Raw genomic sequence first — 19,649 nt, forward strand, 5'->3', positions numbered from 1 at the left:
CCGACGCCCTCGTGCAGCTCGCCGACAACGCCCTGGCCTCCGGCACGCTCCCCACGATGCGGACCGTCAAGCCGCACGTCGCGGTCACCATCGACCTCGACGACCTCGTGGACACCTCGACCGCCGGAGCGGGTGCCGGTCGCACCGGGTTCGGCGGGGTCATCTCCGCCGCCCGCGCCCGCTGGCTGGCCTGCGACGGCAACCTCACCCGCATCGTCATCGGCCCCGACGGCCAACCCCTCGACCTCGGCCGCACCCACCGCGTCGTCCCGCCGCACCTGCGCCGCGCCGTCGAGACCAGGGACCGGTCCTGCGTGTTCTCAGGCTGCGACGCCCCGACCCACTGGTGCGACGTCCACCACCTCCTGCACTGGATCGACGGCGGCGACACCAGCCTCGAGAACTCAGCACTCCTGTGCGAACGGCACCACACCAAGGTCCACTCCGGCTTCCGGGTCGAACGACAACCCGACGGACGGTGGCGCACCTGGCGCCCCGACGGCACCGAGATCGTCGTCGCCCAGCCGTTCCTCGTCAGCGCCTGACCGCGCCCGGCCGACCGGGACGTAGCCTCCTCGCCGATGTCCGAGAACCTGTACGAGTACGAGAAGGACGGCGCCGCGATCTACCGGCAGTCCTTCGCCACGATCCGCGCCGAGGCCGACCTCGACGGCCTGCCCGAGGACGTGGCACGGGTCGTCGTGCGCATGATCCACGCCTGCGGCCAGGTGGACCTGGTCGAGGACACCGCCTGGTCCCCCTCCGTCGTCGCCCGCGCCCGCGAGGCGCTGGACGCCGGCGCCCCGGTGCTCTGCGACGCGCAGATGGTCGCCTCCGGCATCACCCGGCGCCGGCTGCCCAAGGACAACGAGGTCCTCTGCACGCTGAACGACCCGCGCACCCCCGGGCTCGCCGCGGAACTCGGCACCACCCGCACCGCCGCCGCGCTGGAGCTGTGGGGCGACCGCCTGGGCGGCGCGGTCGTCGCCATCGGCAACGCCCCTACCGCGCTGTTCCACCTGCTCGAGATGGTCGCCGCCGGTGCACCCCGCCCGGCCGCCGTCCTCGGCATCCCGGTCGGCTTCATCGGCGCCGCGGAGTCCAAGGACGCCCTCGCCGCCTCCGACCTCGACTTCCTGGTGGTCCGCGGCCGTCGCGGCGGCAGCGCGATGACCGCCGCCGCGGTCAACGCCATCGCGAGCGACGTCGAGTGACCGGGCGCCTCTACGGGGTCGGGCTGGGCCCCGGCGACCCCGAGCTGGTCAGCGTCAAGGCCGCCCGGCTGATCGGAGCCGCCGACGTCGTGGCCTTCCACGCCGCGCGGCACGGCCGGTCGGTCGCCCGCGGTATCGCCGCTCCCTACCTGCGCGAGGGCCAGGTCGAGGAGCTGCTGGTCTACCCGGTGACCACCGAGACCACCGACCACCCCGGCGGCTACCAGGGCGCCATCGACGAGTTCTACGAGGCCGCCGCCGCCCGCCTGGCCGCCCACCTCGACGCCGGTCGCGACGTCGTCGTCCTCGCCGAGGGCGACCCGTTCTTCTACGGCTCGTACATGCACATGCACAAGCGGCTCGCGCACCGGTACCCCACCGAGGTCGTGCCCGGCGTGACCAGCGTGAGCGGCGCCGCCGCGGCCGTGGGCCGGCCACTGGTCGAGCGGGACGAGGTCCTCACCGTCCTGCCCGGCACGCTCGGCGCCGACGAGCTGTCCGAGTGGCTCTCGACGACCGACTCGGCCGCGGTCATGAAGCTCGGCCGCACCTTCCCACAGGTCCGCGACGCGTTCGACCGCGCCGGCGTCCTGGACCGCGCGCTGTACGTGGAGCGGGCGACCACCGAGGGGCAGCGCTCGATGCCGCTCGCCGAGGTGGACCCGGCGACCGTCCCGTACTTCTCGCTGGCCCTGCTGCCCAGCCCGCTCACCGACGAGCTCCCCCTCGCCGACCGGCAGGCCGAGGACGACGCCGCCGGTGGTGAGGTCGTGGTGGTCGGGCTCGGCCCGGGCGCCCGCTACTGGACGACGCCCGAGGCCGCCGACGCGCTCGCGACCGCCGAGGTGCTCATCGGCTACGGCCCCTACCTGGACCGGGTGCCGGCCAACCCCCGCCAGGAGCGCTTCCCGACCGACAACCGGGTCGAGGCCGAGCGGGCCGCCCACGCGCTCGGCCTGGCCCGCGAGGGACGCCGGGTCGCGGTCGTCTCCAGCGGCGACCCCGGCGTGTTCGCCATGGCCGCCGCGGTGCTGGAGGTCGTCGGGCAGCCGGAGTTCGCGGGCGTCCCGGTGCGGGTCGTGCCGGGGCTCACCGCCGCCCAGGCGGTGGCCTCGCGGGTCGGCGCCCCGCTCGGGCACGACTTCTGCGTGCTCTCGCTGTCCGACGTGCTCAAGCCGTGGGACGTCGTCGTCGACCGGCTCCGGCACGCGGCCGCAGCCGACCTCGTCATCGCCCTCTACAACCCACGCTCCAGGCACCGCCCGCACCAGCTCGGCGAGGCGCAGCAGGCGCTGCTCGAGGTGCGGCCGCCGGACACCGTCGTGGTGGTCGGCCGGGACGTCGGCGGGCCCGAGGAGCGCCTCACCGTGACGACGCTCGGCGAGCTGGACCCGGAGACGGTGGACATGCGCTGCCTGCTCATCATCGGGTCCTCGCAGACCCGGGTCGGCCCGTCCGGCCTGGTCTGGACCTCGCGGCGCTACCCGGGCTGAGCCAGCACCCAGGCCCGCGCCTCGTCCACCGTCGCGACCGTCGGCACGCCCGCCGGCAGCGGGGGGCGGCGGACCACCACGACCGGCAGCCCGAGCTCGCGCGCGGCGGTGAGCTTGGCCGCCGTCATCGAGCCGCCGCTGTCCTTGGTGACCACGACGTCGACCCGGTGCTCGCGCAGCAGGGCGAGCTCGTCGGCGACGCTGAACGGGCCGCGCTCCAGCACCACCGTCGTGCGTGGCGGCAGCGGCGGCCCCGGCGGGTCGACGCTGCGCACCAGCACCTCCGAGGTCAGGCCCGCGAACGCCTCCAGCCCGGTGCGGCCGGTCGTGACGAAGACGTGCGCGAACCCGGTGACCGCCGCGGCCGCCTCGTCCAGCGAGGCGACCCAGCGCCAGTCGTCACCCGGCTGCTCGCTCCAGCCCGGGCGCTGCAGGCGCAGCAGCGGGTGCCCGGTGAGCGCGCACGCCGCCGCGGCCGAGGCGGTCATGGCGGTGGCGAACGGGTGCGTCGCGTCCACGACCGCGGCCACCGGGTGTGCCCGGAGCCAGGCGGCCAACCCGTCGACACCGCCGAAGCCGCCGATCCGCACCTCGCCCTCGGGGAGCACCGGGTCGGCCACCCGCCCGGCCAGCGAGCTGACCACGTCGACGCCCTCGGCCAGCAGCGCCGTCGCCAGCCGCCGCGCCTCACCGGTGCCCCCGAGCACCAGCACCCGCCCGCTCACGCCGACCACCCGTGCATGCTTGCCCCGTGAGCAGGGACGGCGCCACGGGGCTGCGCTACGGCTGGACGACGGGCGCCTGCGCGACCGCCGCCACCACCGCCGCCTACACCGCGCTGCTCACCGGCGAGTTCCCCGACCCGGTTCAGATCGACCTGCCTCGTGGCGTGCACCCGTCCTTCGCGCTCGCGACCGAGGACCTCGCCGACGGCGCCGCCACCGTCGGCGTCGTCAAGGACGCCGGCGACGACCCCGACGTCACGCACGGGGCGCTGGTCTCGGCCCGGGTCTCCCACGGCGAGCCGGGCTCGGGGGTGACCTTCCGCGCCGGCGAGGGCGTCGGCACCGTCACCAAGCCGGGGCTCCCGCTGGCCGTCGGCGAGCCGGCCATCAACCCCATGCCCCGGCAGTTCATGCGCGAGCACGTGGCCGCGGTCGCCGCCCGGTCGGGCGGCACCGGCGACGTCGTCGTCGAGATCTCCGTCGAGCACGGCGAGGAGCTGGCCCGGAAGACGTGGAACCCGCGGCTGGGCATCCTCGGCGGGCTGTCGATCCTGGGCACGACCGGCGTCGTCGTCCCGTACTCGTGCTCGTCGTGGATCGACTCGATCCGCCGCGGCGTCGACGTGGCCCGGGCCGCGGGCCGCGAGCACGTGGCCGGCTGCACCGGCTCGACCAGCGAGCGGGTGGTCACCGAGCTGCACGGCCTGCCCGAGGACGCGCTGCTCGACATGGGCGACTTCGCCGGCGCCGTCCTCAAGTACCTGCGCCGGCACCCGGTCCCGCGGCTGACCATCGCCGGCGGGATCGGCAAGCTGGCGAAGCTCGCCGACGGCCACCTCGACCTGCACTCCGGCCGCTCCCAGGTGTCCACCGACTCGCTGGCGGAGCGGGTGCGCGCGGCCGGCGGCTCGCCGGAGCTGGTCGCCGGGGTGCGGAGCGCGAACACGGCGCTGGACGCGCTGCAGCAGTGCGCCGCCGCCGGCCTGCCGCTCGGCGACCTCGTCGCCGACGGCGCGCGGCTGACCGCGCTCGGCGTGCTGCGCGGCGCCCCGGTCGAGGTCGACGTCGTGGTCATCGACCGCGGCGGCACGATCGTCGGCCGCGCTTAGGAGCGGCATCTCGCGGTCGAGTAGAGGTGGCTGTCGGGGAACTCCCCCGCGGTCAGCACGGCGCCGACCACGACCACCGCCGTCCGCCTCACCCCGGCCTCCTCGACCTGCGCGGCGACGTCGGCGAGCGTCCCGCGGAGGATCAGCTCGTCGTCGCGGCTGGCGCGGGCGACCACCGCGACCGGGCAGTCCTCGCCGTAGTGCGGGACCAGCTCGGGCACCAGCTCGGCGATCCGCTGCACGGCCAGGTGGAGCACCAGCGTCGCCCGGGAGGCGCCGAGCGTGGCGAGGTCCTCCCCCGGCGGCATCGGCGTCGAGCGGGCCGAGGTGCGGGTCAGGATCACCGTCTGCCCGACGCCGGGCACGGTCAGCTCGCGCTTCAGCGACGCCGCGGCCGCGGCGAACGCCGGCACCCCGGGCACGACCTCGTAGGGCACGCCGTGCGCGTCCAGGCGGCGCATCTGCTCGGCCATCGCGCTGTAGACCGACGGGTCGCCCGAGTGCAGACGGGCGACGTCGAGCCCCGCCTCGTGCGCCGCCACCAGCTCCGCGGTGATCCGGTCCAGGTCGAGGTCGGCGGTGTCCACCAGCCGCGCACCGGCCGGGGCGGTGTCGAGCAGCTCGCGCGGCACCAGCGCACCGGCGTACAGGCAGACCGGCGCGGAGGCGATGATGCGCGCCGCCCGGAGGGTGACCAGGTCGGCCGCGCCCGGCCCCGCGCCGATGAAGTGCACCGTCATGCCGCTACCGAACCACGGAGAAGATCGTGACCGGCAGCGCGGGCCGCAGCGCGGTGAAGCTCCCGACCGGGCTCGCGTGCGAGACCTGCAGCCGGGTCAGCTCGCCGCCGACCTCCGCCCGCCACCGGGCCACCCACGCCTCGCTCTCCAGCGTGACCGCGTTGACCACCAGCCGGCCGCCGGGGCGCAGCGCCTCCCAGCACGCCGCCAGCACCCCGGGCACGGTCACCCCTCCCCCGACGAAGACCGCGTCCGGCCGGGCCAGACCGGCCAGGACGTCCGGTGCCCGACCCTCGACGACCCGCAGTCCCGGCACCCCCAGGCGGGCCGCGTTGCCCCGGATCCGCTCCGCCCGGTCGGGCCGGCCCTCGACGGCGACCGCGCGGCAGGAGGGGTGGGTGCGCATCCACTCGATGCCGATCGAGCCCGCGCCGGCGCCGACGTCCCAGAGCAGCTGCCCGGGCAGCGGGACCAGGCGGGCGAGCGTGACCGCCCGGACGTCGCGCTTGGTCAGCTGGCCGTCGTCGTCGAACGCCTCGTCGGGCAGCCCCGGCACGGTGGGCAGCGGCACCGTGCCCGCGTCGGCGACGGCCTCCACCGCGGTGACGACCAGCGGGTCGACCACGCCGTGCGGCCAGTCCGCGGCCGTCCCGGTCAGCCGGTGCTCCCCGGGCCCGCCGAGCTGCGCCAGCGCGGTGATTTGGCTCGCGCCGTAGCCCAGCCGGGTGCACAGGGCGGCCACCTCGGCCGGCGTCGCGCCGTCGGAGCCGAGCACCAGGAGCCGCCGGCCGGGGGTGACGTGCGGGACCAGCAGCTCCAGCGCCCGGCCCACGACCGTCACGACGGCGGTCTCCTCGACCGCCCAGGCCAGGCGCGCGCAGGCCAGGCTCACCGAGGACGGGTGCGGGAGGACGCGGACGACGTCCGGCCCGTGCAGCCGCACCAGCGAGCTGCCCACCCCCGACAGCATCGGGTCCCCGCTGGCCAGCACCACGACCCGACGGCCCGGGTGCGCCGCCGGCAGGCCCGCCAGCGCCGGCGCCATCGGGGAGGGCCAGGGCACCCGCTCGGCCGGCACCGCGTCGGGCACGAGCCCCAGCTGCCGGGCGCTGCCGCGCAGCACGTCGGCCGCCTCGACGGCCCGCCGGGCGGCCGGCGACAGGCCGTCCCAGCCGTCGGCGCCGATGCCCACGACGGTCACCGGCGCGGCTCGGTCCTGCTCGTCAGCGCGCACGACGGGCGATCCTAGGCACCGGGCCGCGCGGGCCGGTTGACACGATGGGCCGCGATGGACACCCCGATCGCGACCGGCCTGGCCCTGGGCGCCGCCGCCGACGTGCTCTTCGCCGACCCGCGGCGCGCCCACCCCGTGGCCGGTTTCGGCACGCTCGCCGGGGCGCTGGAGCGCCGGGTCTGGCGCGACTCCCGGCCGGTCGGTGCCGCCTACGCGGCCGGGTTGGTGGCGGCCGCGTCGGGCACCGGCGCGCTGCTGGACCGCACGACCCGGAGGCGCCCCGCCGTCCGGACCCTGACCACCGCGGCGGCGACCTGGGCGGTGCTCGGCGGCACCTCCCTCGGGCGGGCGGCCGACCGCATGCGGACGGCGCTGGAGGCAGGGGACCTCGAGGCCGGCCGGGCGGCGCTGCCCGCGCTGGCCGGACGCGACCCGCGCGCCCTGGACGCCGGCGGGCTGGCCCGGGCGACCGTCGAGTCGGTCGCGGAGAACACCTCGGACGCCGCCGTCGCGCCCCTGCTGTGGGGCGCGGTGGCCGGGCTGCCGGGGCTGCTCGGCTACCGGGCGGTGAACACCCTCGACGCGATGGTCGGGTACCGCTCCGACCGGTACCTGCGCTTCGGCTGGGCGGCCGCCCGCCTCGACGACGTCGCCAACTGGCTGCCGGCGCGGCTCACGGCCGCGCTGACCGTGGCGTTCGCGCCGCTGACCGGCGGCTCGGCCACCGGCGCCCTGCGCACCTGGCTGCGCGACGGCGCGGCCCACCCGAGCCCCAACTCCGGTCGCTGCGAGGCCGCGACGGCCGGCGCGCTGGGACTGCGCCTGGGCGGGCGCAACGTCTACGGCTCCCGGGTCGAGGACCGGCCGCACCTGGGCGACGGCCGGGCGCCGGAGCCGGCCGACATCGGCCCGGCGGTCCGGCTCTCCCGGGCGGTCTGGCTGGCCGCCGCCGCGCTCGCCGTCGCGGCCCGGCTGTCGCGGAGCCGGTCGTGAGCGGCGCGCTGCTGGTCGCCGGCACCACCTCGGACGCCGGCAAGTCGGTCGTCACGGCGGGCATCTGCCGGTGGCTGGCCCGCGAGGGCGTGTCCGTGGCGCCGTTCAAGGCGCAGAACATGAGCAACAACTCGATGGTCACCCCCGACGGCGCCGAGATCGGCCGGGCGCAGGTCATGCAGGCCGCGGCCGCCCGGGTCGAGCCCGAGGCGGCGATGAACCCCGTGCTGCTCAAGCCCGGCGGCGACCAGTCCAGCCAGGTCGTCGTCCTGGGCCGCGCGGTCGCCGACGTGACCGCGCTTTCCTACCGGCCGATGAAGGCCGCGCTGCTCGAGCAGGTCCTCAGCAGCCTGGCCGACCTGCGCGCCCGGTTCGACGTCGTGGTCTGCGAGGGTGCGGGCTCGCCCACCGAGATCAACCTGCGCGCAGACGACATCGCCAACATGGGCCTGGCCACGGCGGCCGACCTGCCGGTGCTGGTGGTCGGCGACATCGACCGGGGCGGGCTCTTCCCGGCCCTCTACGGCACGGTCGCGCTCATGCCGCCGGCCGACCAGCGGCTGGTCGCGGGCTTCCTGGTCAACAAGTTCCGCGGCGACGTCCGCCTGCTCGAGCCCGGGTTGGCGCAGCTCGAACGGCTCACCGGCCGCCCGACGCTCGGCGTGCTGCCGTGGCTGGGCGGTCTGGAGCTCGACGTCGAGGACTCCCTCGGCGTCCCCACCGGGGCGGCGATGGCGGCGCCCCCGCACGGCGAGGACGTGCTGCGCGTGGCGGTCGCGCGGCTCCCCCGGCTGTCGAACTTCACCGACCTCGACGCGCTGGCCGCCGAGCCCGGCGTCCTCGTGCGGTACGTGACCCGGCCCGAGGAGCTGGCCGACGCCGACCTCGTCGTCCTCCCCGGCACCCGGGCGACGGTCGCCGACCTCGGCTGGCTGCGCGAGACCGGCCTGGCCGACGCGGTGCGCCGGCACGCCGCGGCCGGCGGCCCGGTGCTCGGCGTCTGCGGCGGGCACCAGATGCTGGCCCGCAGCATCACCGACGACGTCGAGTCCCGCGCCGGCACCGTCGCCGGGCTCGGGCTGCTGCCCACCGAGGTGCGGTTCGCCCGGGAGAAGACCCTGGGCCGGCCGGCCGGCAGCGCGCTGGGGCAGCCGGTCACCGGCTACGAGATCCACCACGGCGTGGTCACCGTCGACGACGCCGCCGAGCCCTTCCTCGACGGAGCCCGCGCGGGAGCGGTGTTCGGCACCACCTGGCACGGCGCGCTGGAGAACGACGGGTTCCGGCGGGCGTTCCTCGCCGAGGTCGCGGGGACCACCGGCCGCAGGTTCGTGGCCGCGCCGGACACCGACTTCGCCGCGGTGCGCGACGCGCGGCTGGACCGCCTGGGCGATCTGGTCGCCGAGCACGCCGACACCGACTCGCTGTGGCGGCTGATCGAGTCCGGCGCCCCGCCCGGGCTCCCGCTGCTGCCGCCGGGTTCGGCCGCCGGCTGACGCCCGGGCTGCACGTCCCCGGAACGGCTGTGGTCTGATGACGCCGCCACACGCGACGGCAGTGGAGGAAGCCCGGTGAGATTCCGGCGCGGTCCCGCCACTGTGAGCCGGCCCCCGGGCCGGTGAGTCAGGAACTCCCGCCGTCGCGCTCCTGCCACCTCCGGGCGTGGACACCCGGGGAGAGGACGCGTGACCCGTGCGCCGTGCCCGCGCATGACCTACCCCTTCAGCGCCGTCGTCGGCATGGACGACATGCGGCTGGCCCTGCTGCTCAACGCCGTCTCGCCCGCCGTCGGCGGCGTGCTCGTGCGCGGCGAGAAGGGCACGGCGAAGTCGACGACGGTCCGCGCGCTCGCCGCCGTCCTGCCGCCGGTCGCGGTCGTGCCCGGCTGCCGCTTCGCCTGCGACCCGGCCGCTCCTGACCCCGGCTGCCCCGACGGCCCGCACGAGCCCACCGAGGGTGGTCCGGTCCGCCCGGCGCGGCTGGTCGAGCTGCCCGTGGGCGCCTCGGAGGACCGGGTCGTCGGCTCGCTGGACCTCGAGCGCGCGCTCACCGAGGGCGTGAAGGCGTTCGAGCCCGGCCTGCTGGCCGCCGCGCACCGCGGCGTGCTCTACGTCGACGAGGTCAACCTGCTGCACGACCACCTGGTCGACCTGCTGCTGGACGCCGCCGCCATGGGCACCGCCTACGTCGAGCGCGAGGGCATCTCGGTGCGGCACGCCGCCCGCTTCCTCCTCGTCGGGACCATGAACCCCGAGGAGGGCGAGCTGCGGCCGCAGCTGCTCGACCGGTTCGGCCTGACCGTCGAGGTGGCCGCGCCGCGCGACCCGGCCGAGCGCGCCGAGGTGGTGCGCCGGCGGTTCGCCTCCGACGGCGACCCGGCCGGCTTCGCCGCCGCGTGGTCGGCGGAGGAGTCCGCCCTGGCCGACCGCATCGCCGCCGCCCGCGCGCGGCTGCCGCACGTCGTCCTCTCCGACGCCGCGCTGCAGCAGGTGACCGCGGTCTGCGCCGCCTTCGACGTCGACGGCCTGCGCGCCGACCTGGTCACCGCCCGCGCGGCGATCGCGCACGCCGCGTGGTCCGGCCGCGACGAGGTCACCGAGGACGACGTCCGTGTCGCCGCCCGCCTCGCCCTGCCGCACCGCCGCCGGCGCAACCCGTTCGACGCCCCAGGACTCGACGAGGAGACGCTGGAGCAGGCGCTGTCCGACAGCCGCCCCGAGGACGGCGGCCCCGACGACGACGGACCGGACGGCGGCGGACCGGATGGCGGCGGCACCCCCGACCGCCCGGATGATCCAGGCATAGGAAGCAATGCCTACGGATCGGACGCCGGGACGCAGGTAGGGCCTCCTGTGCCTGAGCACGGCGAGGACGACAGCCGGCCGACGACGGCGCCGCGCGGCGAGGGCGGCGGTACCGCCGAGGCCTCCCCCGCACCGGACCGGGCCGCCGTCGAGGCGTCCGACCCGTTCCGCGCGCGGCGGCTGGAGGTGCCGGGCATCGGTGCCGGCGCAGCCGGCCGGCGCTCGCGGGCCCGTGCCGAGCGGGGCCGGGTCGTCGGCTCCACCCGCCCGGCCGGCACGGTCACCAAGCTGCACCTCGCCGACACGGTCGTCGCCGCCGCACCGCACCAGCGGGCGCGCGGCCGCTCCGGCCCGGGTCTGCGGATCGCCCGCGAGGACCTGCGCCAGGCCGTCCTCGAGGGGCGCGAGGGCAACCTCGTCCTCTTCGTCGTCGACGCCAGCGGCTCGATGGGCTCCCGGGCGCGGATGGGCGCCGTCAAGGGCGCGGTCCTCTCGCTGCTGCTGGACGCCTACCAGCGCCGCGACAAGGTCGGCCTGGTCACCTTCCGCGGGTCCGCCGCGGAGCTGACCCTGCCGCCCACCTGGTCGGTGGAGGCGGCGGCCGCCCGGCTGGCCGAGCTGCCCACCGGCGGGCGGACGCCGCTGGCCGCGGGCCTGCTCGAGGCCCACGACGTGCTCCGCATCGAGCGGATCCGCGATCCCCGGCGGCGCCCCCTGCTCGTGGTGGTCACCGACGGCCGCGCCACCGGCGCCCGCGGCAGCAGCTCGCTGCCCGACGCGCACCGGGCCGCCGCCCTGCTGGCCGCCGCGGGCACGGCCGCGGTCGTCGTCGACTGCGAGTCCGGGCCGGTGCGGCTGGGCCTCGCCGCCGGGCTCGGCGCGGCGCTGGGTGCGCAGACGCTGCGGCTGGAGGAGCTGGCCGCCGACGCGCTGGCCGCCACCGTCCGCAGCGCGCGGGCAGCCTGATGCCGCAGGGTCAGGTGCCCGTCGTCCCCCAGGACGGGCTGAGCACCCGGCAGCGGCGCAACCGGCCGCTGCTCGTGGTCCACACCGGCGAGATGAAGGGCAAGTCCACCGCCGCCTTCGGCATGGCCATGCGCGCCTGGAATCAGGGCTGGTCGGTCGCGGTCTACCAGTTCGTCAAGAGCGCCAAGTGGAAGGTCGGCGAGGAGAACGGGCTCACCGCGCTCGGCCGGCTGCACGAGCAGACCGGCGAGGGCGGCCCGGTGGTCTGGCACAAGATGGGCAGCGGCTGGAGCTGGTCGCGGCGCCAGGGCACCGTGACCGACCACGCCGCCGACGCCGCCGAGGGCTGGGCGCAGATCAAGCGCGATCTCGCCGCCGAGACGCACCGCTTCTACGTCCTCGACGAGTTCACCTACCCCCTGAAGTGGGGCTGGGTCGACGTGGACGACGTCGTCGCCACCCTGACGGACCGCCCGGGCACCCAGCACGTGGTGATCACCGGCCGCGACGCGCCGCCCGCGCTGGTCGAGGCCGCCGACCTGGTGGTCGAGATGACCAAGGTCAAGCACCCGATGGACGCGGGCCAGAAGGGTCAGCGAGGCATCGAGTGGTGAGCCTGCCTCGGGTCGTCGTCGCGGCGCCGAGCAGCAACGCGGGCAAGACGTCGGTCGCCACCGGCCTGATCGCCGCCCTCACCGCCCGCGGGCTCACCGTCTCGCCGCACAAGGTCGGCCCCGACTACATCGACCCCGGCTACCACGGGCTGGCGGCCGGCCGACCCGGCCGCAACCTCGACCCGTGGCTGGTCGGGGAGGAGCGGATCGCGCCGCTGCTCCTGCGCGGAGCGCTGCACCCGCGGCCGGCCGACGTCGCCGTCGTCGAGGGCGTGATGGGGCTGTTCGACGGCGCCACGCACCCCTCGGTCGAGCCCGGCTTCGCCTCCACCGCGCACGTCGCCCGGCTGCTGCGGGCGCCGGTCGTGCTCGTCGTCGACGGGTCCTCGCAGGCCCGGTCGGTCGCGGCGCTCGTGCACGGGTTCGCCACCTTCGACCCGTCGGTCCGGCTCGGCGGCGTCGTCCTCAACCGGGTCGGCAGCGACCGGCACGAGGCGATCCTGCGGGAGGCGCTGGCCGCCGCCGGGGTGCCCGTGCTCGGCGCGGTCCGCCGGATGGAGCGGCTGCACACCCCGTCGCGGCACCTCGGGCTGATCCCGGCGGCCGAGCGCTCGGACGCGGCGCTGGCCACGGTCCGCCACCTCGGCGAGGTCGTCGGCGCGGCCGTCGACCTCGACGCCGTGCTCGCCCTCGCCCGCTCCGCTCCCCCGCTCGACGCGCGCCCCTGGGACCCCGCGGCGGAGGTGGCCCCCGCCCCGGGCCGGCCGCGCATCGCCGTGGCCGGCGGGCCGGCGTTCACCTTCGGCTACACCGAGAACACCGAGCTGCTCGAGGCGGCGGGGGCCGAGGTGGTCCGCGTCGACCCGCTGCGCGACGAGCGGCTGCCCGAGGGCACCGCCGGCCTGGTCGTCGGCGGCGGTTTCCCCGAGGTGCACGCCGCCGAACTCTCGGCCAACACCTCCCTGCGGGCCGACGTCGCGGCGCTCGCCGCCCGCGGCGCACCGGTCGCCGCCGAGTGCGCGGGGCTGCTCTACCTCGCCCGCGCGCTCGACGGGGTGCCGATGTGCGGGGTCCTCGACGTGGCGACGGCGATGTCGCCGCGGCTGACCCTCGGCTACCGGGCCGCGGTCGCCGCCACCGGCTCGGTGCTGGCCGCCGCCGGCACCGAGGTCCGCGGCCACGAGTTCCACCGCACGCACGCCGATCCCCCCGCCGGGGCCACCGGCGCCTGGCGGTGGTCCGCCGCCGGGGCCGAGGGCTTCGTCACCGGCAGCGTGCACGCCTCGTACCTGCACCTGCACTGGGCCGGCAGCCCCCAGCTCGCCGCCCGCTTCGTCACCTCCTGCGCCGCCGCCGACCGATCCACCCGAACGGAGCACGCCCGTGCACATCGCTGAGGGGTTCCTCCCGGCCGGCCACGCGGCCGGCTGGACCGTCGCCGCCGCGCCGTTCGTCGTGCACGGCGCCCGGGCCGTCGTGAAGGAGGTGCGGGAGAACCCGGAGTCGACGCTGCTGCTGGGCGCGGCCGGTGCCTTCACCTTCGTCCTGAGCGCGATCAAGCTGCCCTCGGTCACCGGCAGCTCCAGCCACCCGACCGGCACCGGCCCCGGCGCGATCCTCTTCCGGCCGCCGGTGATGGCGCTGCTCGGCACGGTGGTGCTGCTCTTCCAGGCGCTGCTCCTCGCGCACGGCGGGCTGACCACGCTGGGCGCCAACGCCTTCGCGTTCGCCGTCGTCGGGCCGTGGGCCGGGTACGGGGCCTACCGGCTCGCCCGTGGTGCGGGCGCCGGCCTGCTGCCCGCGGTGTTCGTCGCGGTCGCCCTGGCCGACCTGGCCACCTACGTCACGACGTCGCTGCAGCTGGCGCTGGCCTTCCCCGACGCGGGGAGCGGCCTGGCCGGCGCGCTGCTGAAGTTCCTCGGCGTCTTCGCCGTCACCCAGATCCCGCTGGCGATCGGCGAGGGGCTGCTGGGCGTCCTGCTGTTCCGCGTGCTCACCGTCAACGCCCGACCCGAGCTCGAGCGGCTCGGGGTCCTCGAGCCTGCTCCCGCGCGCACGTCCGGAGGTGCCGCGTGACCCGCCGCGCGCTCGTCGACGCCCTGCTCGTGCTCGCCGTCATCGCGCTGTTCGCCGTGCCGCTCCTGATCGACGGGGGCGCCTCGGAGTACGGCGGCACCGACGCCGCCGTCACCGAGGAGCTCCAGGCCGACGGCTACTCCCCCTGGATCGACTCGCCCTTCAGCCCGGCCGGCGAGGTCGAGTCCGGGCTGTTCGCGCTCCAGGCCGCGCTCGGCGGCGGCGTCCTCGGGTACGTGCTGGGCCGGCTGCGCGGCCGGCGGACGGCGCCGGCGACCGCTCCAGGGGCCGATCCGCGGTGACCGGGCTGGCCGTCGACGACGCGGCGTGGGCCAGCGCGTGGCGCCGGCGCGCGCCCGGCGACAAGCTGCTGCTCTGCGGCGGGCTGGTCCTCAGCGCCCTCGTGCTGCCCGCCTGGCCGGGCAGCGCGCTGGTCGGCGTCGTCGCGGTCGTCCTCGCGCTGGGCCCCGCCCGGGTGCCGGCCCGGACCTTCCTCCGGGCGGTGCGGTGGCCCTCGGCGTTCATCGCGGTCGGCGCGCTCACCGCCGTCGTCACGGTGGACGGCTGCGGGCTCGGCTGGGCGCCGGACGCCGCCGCCCGGGCCGGCTCCCTGGTGGGCCACGCGCTGGCCGGCAGCGCCGCGGTGCTGCTGCTGGCCACCACCACGCCGATGTCGGACCTGCTGCCGGCGCTGCGGCGCGCCCGGGTGCCCGACGCCGTCGTCGAGGTGGCCTCGGTCGTCTACCGGCTGCTGTTCGTGCTGCTCAGCAGCATGCGCGCGATCCGCGAGGCGCAGGCGGCCCGGATGGGGTACTCGTCGCTGCGCCGCTCCTACCGCTCGGCCGGCACGCTGGCCGCTGCGGTGCTGACCCGCTCCTGGGACCGCGCCCGCCGCATGCAGGAGGGCCTGGCCGGGCGCGGCACGGACACCGGGCTGCGCGTGCTGCCCGAGGTCCTCCCCTCCTCGCGCGCCTTCCTCGCCGCGTCGCTCGCCGGTCTCGCCGCCATCGCGGCCACCTCGGCGGTCGTGGCGTGAGCCACCGGACCCTCGCCGCGCACGGGCTGGTCGCCGGGTACGAGCGCGACCGGCCGGTGCTCGACGGCGCCTCGCTCACGGTGCCCGCCGGACGCCGGCTGGCCGTCCTCGGGGCCAACGGCTCGGGCAAGACGACGCTGCTGCGCTGCCTGTCCGGCGCGCTCCGGCCGACCGGCGGCGCGGTGACCGTGGACGACGTCCCGGTGGCGTACTCCCGCGCCGGGCTGCGCGCGCACCGGCAGGCCGTGCAGCTCGTGCTGCAGGACCCCGACGACCAGCTGCTCAGCGCGTCGGTGGCCCAGGACGTCTCCTTCGGCCCGTTCAACCTGGGGCTCGACGAGGCCGAGGTGCGCGCCCGGGTCGCCGAGGCCCTGCACCTGCTCGCGGTCGACGGCCTGGCCGCCCGCCCGGTCCACCAGCTGTCCTACGGCGAGCGCAAGCGGGTGGCGATCGCCGGCGCGGTCGCCATGCGCCCCTGCGTGCTGCTGCTCGACGAGCCCACCGCCGGGCTCGACCCGTCCGCCGTCGCCGAGACCCTCGCCGCGCTGGCCCGGTTGGAGGAGCACGACTCGACGGTCGCCCTGAGCACCCACGACGTCGACCTGGCGCTGCGCTGGGCCGACGAGGTCGCGGTCGTGGTCGGCGGGCAGGTCGTGCAGGGCGCCCCCGAGGAGCTGCTCGGCGACGACGAGCTGCTGGCCCGCGCCCGGCTGGACCGGCCCTGGGCGCTGACCGTGGGCACCCGGCTGCGCCGGCTCGGCCTGCTGCCCGAGGGCCGGCTGCCCCGGGACGCCGCCGACCTGCTGACCGCGCTGCCCCAGGCACCGGCGGTGCCCCGGTGATCACCGTCGGCGTGGGGACGCCGAGCGGGGTCGCCGCCGACGAGGTGCTGGCCGCGGTGGACTCCGTGCTGCCGCCCGGGATCCGCAGCGTCCGCCTGGCCACCCTCGAGGCGCGGGAGCGCGAGCCGGGCCTCCGCGAGGCCGCCGGCCGCCGGGGCTGGGCGCTGGTCGGGCACCCCGCCGGTGCGCTGGCCGCCGTCCCGGTGCCGACGCCCTCGGACCGGGTCGCGGCCGCGGTGGGCACCGGCTCGGTCGCCGAGGCCGCGGCGCTGCTGTCCGGCGGCCCGCTGCTCGTGCCGAAGACGGTGCACGGCCGGGTCACGGTGGCGGTGGCCGGCCCGTCGGCCGACCTCCACCACCACGGCGACGCCGAGCTCGCCCCCGGCCTGGTCGACCTCGCCGTCAACGTCCGGGCCGGGACGCCGCCGGAGTGGTTGCGCGCCGTCCTGCACGACGCGGTCGACGCCGCGGCCGCCTACCCCGACCCCGCCCCGGCGCTCGCCGCCGTCGCCGCCGCGCACGACCGGCCCACCGAGGAGGTGCTGCTCACCGCCGGCGCCGCCGAGACGTTCGTGCTGCTCGCGCGGGCGCTGCGGCCCCGGCTCGCCGCCGTCGTCCACCCCTCGTTCACCGAACCGGAGGCGGCGCTGCGGGCGGCCGGTCACCCGGTCACCCGGGTGCAGCTGAGCGCCGAGGACGGCTGGCGGTTGGACCCGGCGGCGGTGCCGGAGGACGCCGACCTCGTGGTGCTCGGCAACCCGACCAACCCGACGTCGGTGCTCCACCCGGCCGAGGACGTCGCCGCGCTGGCCCGGCCGGGTCGGGTGCTCGTGGTGGACGAGGCCTTCGCCGACACCGTGCCCGGCGAGCCCGGCTCCCTGGCCGCCCGCCGCGACGTCCCGGGCCTGCTCGTGGTGCGCAGCCTGACCAAGACGTGGGGCCTGGCCGGGCTCCGGGTCGGCTACGCGCTGGGGCCTGCTGCGCTGGTCGCGCGGCTGGCCGAGCAGCAGCCGCAGTGGCCGGTGTCGACGCCGGCGCTCGCCGCGCTGGCCGCCTGCACCACCTCGGCCGCCCGGGCCGAGGCCGACGCTGCCGCCCGCGCGCTCACCGCGGAGCGGGCAGCCCTGCTCGCCGCGCTGCCCCCGGGTGTCGCCGTGGAGGGCGAGCCGCGCTCGTCGTTCGTGCTGCTCCGCGTGCCCGACGGCCCGCGGGTGCGGGCCGAGCTGCGCCGCCGCGGCTGGGCCGTGCGCCGCGGCGACACCTTCCCCGGCCTGACCACCGACCACCTCCGGGTGGCCGTCCGCCGGCCGGAGGTCTCCGCCTCCTTCGCCGCGGACCTGGCCGCCGTGCTCCCCACCGACCCGATCCCCGAGGAGGAACCGTGAGCACCGCGTCGCTCCCCCGGCCGTCCGCCCCGCTGCTCCCGGTCGGCCTGCGGCTGCACGGCCGGGCGGCGGTCGTCGTCGGCGGGGGCTCCGGCGCCTACCGCGCCGCGGTCGGGCTGCTGGACGCTGGCGCGCTCGTGACGGTGGTGAGCCCGGACGTGGTCCCGGCGCTGGAGTCGCTGGCCGGCTCCGGCGCGCTGGCGTGGACCCGCCGCCGGTACGCGGCCGGCGACCTGGGCGCCGCCTGGTTCGCCGTCGCCGCGGCCGACGACCCGGGCGTGGACGCGGAGGTCGCCGCGGACGCCGAGCGCGCGCGGGTCTTCTGCACCCGCGCCGGCGATCCGGGTGCCTCCAGCGCGCAGCCCGCCCTCGCCGACGGACCGGACGCCGTCCCGCCCGACGGCCCCCGCGGCCGGGTGCTGCTCGTCGGCGGCGGGCCGGGCGACCCCGGGCTCATCACCGTGCGCGGCCGGGAGGCGCTCGCGCAGGCCGACGTCGTCGTCGTCGACCACCTCGGCCCGCGGTCCCTGCTGGCCGGGCTGCGGCCCGACGTCGAGATCGTGGACGCCTCCAAGCTGCCCCGCGGCCGGGCGATGCCGCAGGTGCAGATCAACGCGCTGCTGGTGCAGCACGCCCGCGCCGGCCGGCTCGTCGTCCGGCTGAAGGGCGGCGACCCCTTCGTCTTCGGCCGCGGCATGGAGGAGCTGCTCGCCTGCGCGGCCGCCGACGTCCCGGTCGAAGTCGTGCCCGGCGTGACCAGCGCCGTCGGCGTCCCGGGCACCGCCGGCATCCCGGTCACCCACCGCGGCCTCACCCACGAGTTCGTCGTCGTCTCGGGGCACCTGCCGCCGGAGCACCCGCAGTCGCTGGTCGACTGGGCGGCGATCGGGCGGCTGCGCGGCACCGTCGTCGTCCTCATGGGGGTGGAGACCGCGCCGGCGATCGCGGCCGCGCTGGTCCGCCACGGCCGGCGGCCGGGCACCCCCGTCGCCGTCGTCGTCGAGGGCACCACCGGCCGGGAGCGCACCCTCCGCACCACGCTGGCCGAACTCGGCGGCACGCTCGTCGAGCACGCGGTGCGCCCGCCCGCCGTCTGGGTCGTCGGGGACGTCGTGGGGCTCGCGGCCCCGGCCGGTCAGAGGTCGAACGCCCACTCCCAGCCGGTGGACCGGCCGTAGGGCGCGTAGACCAGGGTGCCGGCGCGGACCGGCACGTCGAGCACCAGCCAGCCGCTGTACTCCTGCCCCGGGGCCATCCGCACGTTGGCGAACGACGTGGGCTGGTCGAGGCAGAGGTAGGCGTTGCCCTCGAGGAAGGGGACGACGGCGCCGTCCGGCCCGAGGACGACGAAGTCGCGCTCCTGGATGATCGTCAGCGCGCGCGGGTCGTAGTCCGGCGTCGTCACCACCCGCATCCGCCAGGCGAGGAAGTTCTCGGTGACCGGCGCCTGCTCCCGGCCGCTGTCGCACGGCGGGTTGAGGTCGAACTCCTCCAGCGCGAAGCTCAGCGCGGTCGGGGCGCCCGGCGCGTCGGAGGTGGGGACGGCCACCGCCTCGCCGACCTCCAGCGGGACGTTGCCCCGCTCGTTGCGCTCCGGCTCGGGGGCCTCCGCGGCCGGGGTGCTCGGGGCGGCCGGGCTGGTGCTCGCCGGCGGCAGGGTCACGACCGTGCCGCCCGCGGCGATCTCCGGGTCCCCGCCGCCGCAGGCCGTGACGGCCAGCACCAGCGCGAGCGCCGGCAGGACGCGACGAGCCGCTCGCATCAGGGGCCGACCTCGACCAGGTCCATGACGAAGACGAGCGTGGCGCCGCCGGGGATGGGCCCCGTGCCCTGCGGCCCGTAGCCGAGCTCGCTGGGGATGGTGACCACCCGCCGGCCGCCGACCTGCATCCCGGTCAGCCCCTGCTCGAAGCCGGGGATGACGCGGCCGGCGCCGAGCGGCACCGGCAGCGTCTCGTCGGCGTCGCGGCTCCAGGAGGAGTCGAACTCCTCGCCGGTCTCGTAGAACGCCCCGACGTACTTCACCTCGACGGTGGTCCCGGGGACGGCCTCCGCCCCGGTCCCGACCACGACGTCGCTGACGACCAGGTCGCACGGAGGCGCGGCGTCGGTGGCGGGCACCTCGGGCTTCTCGGCCAGGTCGGCGGAGATCCCGGCATCCGGCTCGGCGGTCGCCGGGCGGTCCTCGCACGCCGGCGCCGACGGCGTGGAGGAGCCGGCGGCCGTCGTGGTCGCGGGCGCCGCGGCGTCGTCGTCGGGTGAGGCGCAGGCGGCCAGCGAGACCGAGATCGCGACGGCAAGCAGCGCCCGGGAGGCGGTACGGCGGGGCATCGGGTCACTCCTGGCGAGCGGTGCTCGGATCGGGCTCGCGGACGAGCCGGCGGTCGGGTGCGGCCGATCGGCGGCCGCGCCCATCGT

At 77.5% G+C, this 19,649-nt stretch carries 20 protein-coding genes and 1 riboswitch; of the genes, 15 read left to right on the forward strand and 5 right to left on the reverse strand.

Features of this window, described 5'->3' with window-relative positions; all coding sequences use genetic code 11:
• The 3 genes from ACI79H_RS15735 to ACI79H_RS15745 all read left to right on the forward strand — a co-directional run.
• The coding region (locus ACI79H_RS15735; RefSeq protein ID WP_456555347.1) for a DUF222 domain-containing protein at nt 1-545 on the forward strand (545 nt) is incomplete at its 5' end.
• Between the two features lie 36 nt (nt 546-581).
• A complete protein-coding gene (locus tag ACI79H_RS15740; protein ID WP_456555348.1) occupies nt 582-1,214 on the forward strand; it encodes a precorrin-8X methylmutase in 633 nt (210 codons plus the stop codon).
• Nucleotides 1,211-2,707, forward strand: a complete 1,497-nt coding sequence (locus ACI79H_RS15745; RefSeq protein ID WP_456555349.1) for a precorrin-2 C(20)-methyltransferase — start codon at nt 1,211-1,213, stop codon at nt 2,705-2,707. The genes ACI79H_RS15740 and ACI79H_RS15745 overlap by 4 nt, the downstream gene beginning before the upstream one ends.
• Here ACI79H_RS15745 and ACI79H_RS15750 read toward each other — a convergent pair.
• Nucleotides 2,695-3,432: a cobalt-precorrin-6A reductase gene (locus ACI79H_RS15750; protein WP_456555350.1), complete on the reverse strand. Its 738-nt coding sequence runs from the start codon at nt 3,430-3,432 to the stop codon at nt 2,695-2,697. The two genes, ACI79H_RS15745 and ACI79H_RS15750, sit on opposite strands and share 13 nt — an antisense overlap.
• Nucleotides 3,433-3,458: 26 nt before the next feature.
• Here ACI79H_RS15750 and ACI79H_RS15755 point away from each other — a divergent pair, with 26 nt between their 5' ends.
• Nucleotides 3,459-4,541, forward strand: a complete 1,083-nt coding sequence (locus tag ACI79H_RS15755) for a cobalt-precorrin-5B (C(1))-methyltransferase (protein WP_456555351.1) — start codon at nt 3,459-3,461, stop codon at nt 4,539-4,541.
• Here the strand turns inward: ACI79H_RS15755 and cobM are convergent.
• Nucleotides 4,538-5,281 carry a precorrin-4 C(11)-methyltransferase gene (gene cobM / locus ACI79H_RS15760; RefSeq protein WP_456555352.1) on the reverse strand — a complete coding sequence of 248 codons (744 nt, stop codon included), beginning with the start codon at nt 5,279-5,281 and terminating at the stop codon, nt 4,538-4,540. The two genes, ACI79H_RS15755 and cobM, sit on opposite strands and share 4 nt — an antisense overlap.
• Before the next feature lie 4 nt (nt 5,282-5,285).
• Entirely contained in the window at nt 5,286-6,515 is a 1,230-nt protein-coding gene (cbiE, locus tag ACI79H_RS15765) for a precorrin-6y C5,15-methyltransferase (decarboxylating) subunit CbiE (RefSeq protein ID WP_456555353.1), read from the reverse strand.
• Nucleotides 6,516-6,569: 54 nt separating this feature from the next.
• Here cbiE and ACI79H_RS15770 point away from each other — a divergent pair, with 54 nt between their 5' ends.
• The 11 genes from ACI79H_RS15770 (at nt 6,570) to cobA (ending at nt 18,409) form a co-directional block, all read left to right on the forward strand.
• Nucleotides 6,570-7,508 carry a cobalamin biosynthesis protein gene (locus ACI79H_RS15770; RefSeq protein ID WP_456555354.1) on the forward strand — a complete coding sequence of 313 codons (939 nt, stop codon included), beginning with the start codon at nt 6,570-6,572 and terminating at the stop codon, nt 7,506-7,508.
• Complete coding sequence (locus ACI79H_RS15775; protein ID WP_456555355.1) at nt 7,505-9,004, forward strand: cobyric acid synthase; 1,500 nt, start codon at nt 7,505-7,507, stop codon at nt 9,002-9,004. Before ACI79H_RS15770 ends, ACI79H_RS15775 begins: the two co-directional genes overlap by 4 nt.
• A gap of 64 nt (nt 9,005-9,068) precedes the next feature.
• Nucleotides 9,069-9,141, forward strand: a riboswitch (cobalamin riboswitch).
• A 52-nt stretch (nt 9,142-9,193) separates the two neighbouring features.
• Nucleotides 9,194-11,278, forward strand: a complete 2,085-nt coding sequence (locus ACI79H_RS15780) for a putative cobaltochelatase (RefSeq protein WP_456555356.1) — start codon at nt 9,194-9,196, stop codon at nt 11,276-11,278.
• Entirely contained in the window at nt 11,278-11,892 is a 615-nt protein-coding gene (cobO, locus tag ACI79H_RS15785) for a cob(I)yrinic acid a,c-diamide adenosyltransferase (RefSeq protein WP_456555357.1), read from the forward strand. The genes ACI79H_RS15780 and cobO overlap by 1 nt, the downstream gene beginning before the upstream one ends.
• A complete protein-coding gene (locus ACI79H_RS15790; RefSeq protein ID WP_456555358.1) occupies nt 11,889-13,289 on the forward strand; it encodes a cobyrinate a,c-diamide synthase in 1,401 nt (466 codons plus the stop codon). Before cobO ends, ACI79H_RS15790 begins: the two co-directional genes overlap by 4 nt.
• Nucleotides 13,276-13,968, forward strand: a complete 693-nt coding sequence (locus ACI79H_RS15795) for an energy-coupling factor ABC transporter permease (protein ID WP_456555359.1) — start codon at nt 13,276-13,278, stop codon at nt 13,966-13,968. Before ACI79H_RS15790 ends, ACI79H_RS15795 begins: the two co-directional genes overlap by 14 nt.
• On the forward strand, nt 13,965-14,270 hold the full coding sequence (locus ACI79H_RS15800) for an energy-coupling factor ABC transporter substrate-binding protein (RefSeq protein WP_456555360.1): 306 nt from the start codon (nt 13,965-13,967) through the stop codon (nt 14,268-14,270). Before ACI79H_RS15795 ends, ACI79H_RS15800 begins: the two co-directional genes overlap by 4 nt.
• On the forward strand, nt 14,267-15,004 hold the full coding sequence (gene cbiQ, locus ACI79H_RS15805) for a cobalt ECF transporter T component CbiQ (protein ID WP_456555361.1): 738 nt from the start codon (nt 14,267-14,269) through the stop codon (nt 15,002-15,004). Before ACI79H_RS15800 ends, cbiQ begins: the two co-directional genes overlap by 4 nt.
• On the forward strand, nt 15,001-15,846 hold the full coding sequence (locus ACI79H_RS15810; RefSeq protein ID WP_456555362.1) for an energy-coupling factor ABC transporter ATP-binding protein: 846 nt from the start codon (nt 15,001-15,003) through the stop codon (nt 15,844-15,846). The genes cbiQ and ACI79H_RS15810 overlap by 4 nt, the downstream gene beginning before the upstream one ends.
• The gene (cobC, locus tag ACI79H_RS15815; RefSeq protein ID WP_456555363.1) at nt 15,843-17,231 is read left to right on the forward strand and encodes an Rv2231c family pyridoxal phosphate-dependent protein CobC; all 1,389 of its coding nucleotides are present in this window, start codon (nt 15,843-15,845) and stop codon (nt 17,229-17,231) included. Before ACI79H_RS15810 ends, cobC begins: the two co-directional genes overlap by 4 nt.
• On the forward strand, nt 17,228-18,409 hold the full coding sequence (gene cobA / locus ACI79H_RS15820; protein WP_456555364.1) for a uroporphyrinogen-III C-methyltransferase: 1,182 nt from the start codon (nt 17,228-17,230) through the stop codon (nt 18,407-18,409). Before cobC ends, cobA begins: the two co-directional genes overlap by 4 nt.
• Here the strand turns inward: cobA and ACI79H_RS15825 are convergent.
• Both ACI79H_RS15825 and ACI79H_RS15830 read right to left on the reverse strand, forming a co-directional pair.
• On the reverse strand, nt 18,367-18,993 hold the full coding sequence (locus ACI79H_RS15825) for a hypothetical protein (RefSeq protein WP_456555365.1): 627 nt from the start codon (nt 18,991-18,993) through the stop codon (nt 18,367-18,369). The genes cobA and ACI79H_RS15825 overlap by 43 nt on opposite strands.
• Nucleotides 18,993-19,562 (reverse strand): FKBP-type peptidyl-prolyl cis-trans isomerase, encoded by a 570-nt coding sequence (locus ACI79H_RS15830; RefSeq protein ID WP_456555366.1) that lies wholly within the window; start codon nt 19,560-19,562, stop codon nt 18,993-18,995. The genes ACI79H_RS15825 and ACI79H_RS15830 overlap by 1 nt, the downstream gene beginning before the upstream one ends.
• Nucleotides 19,563-19,649 lie beyond the last annotated feature (87 nt).

It is taken from the genome of Blastococcus sp. SYSU D01042, assembly GCF_054050515.1.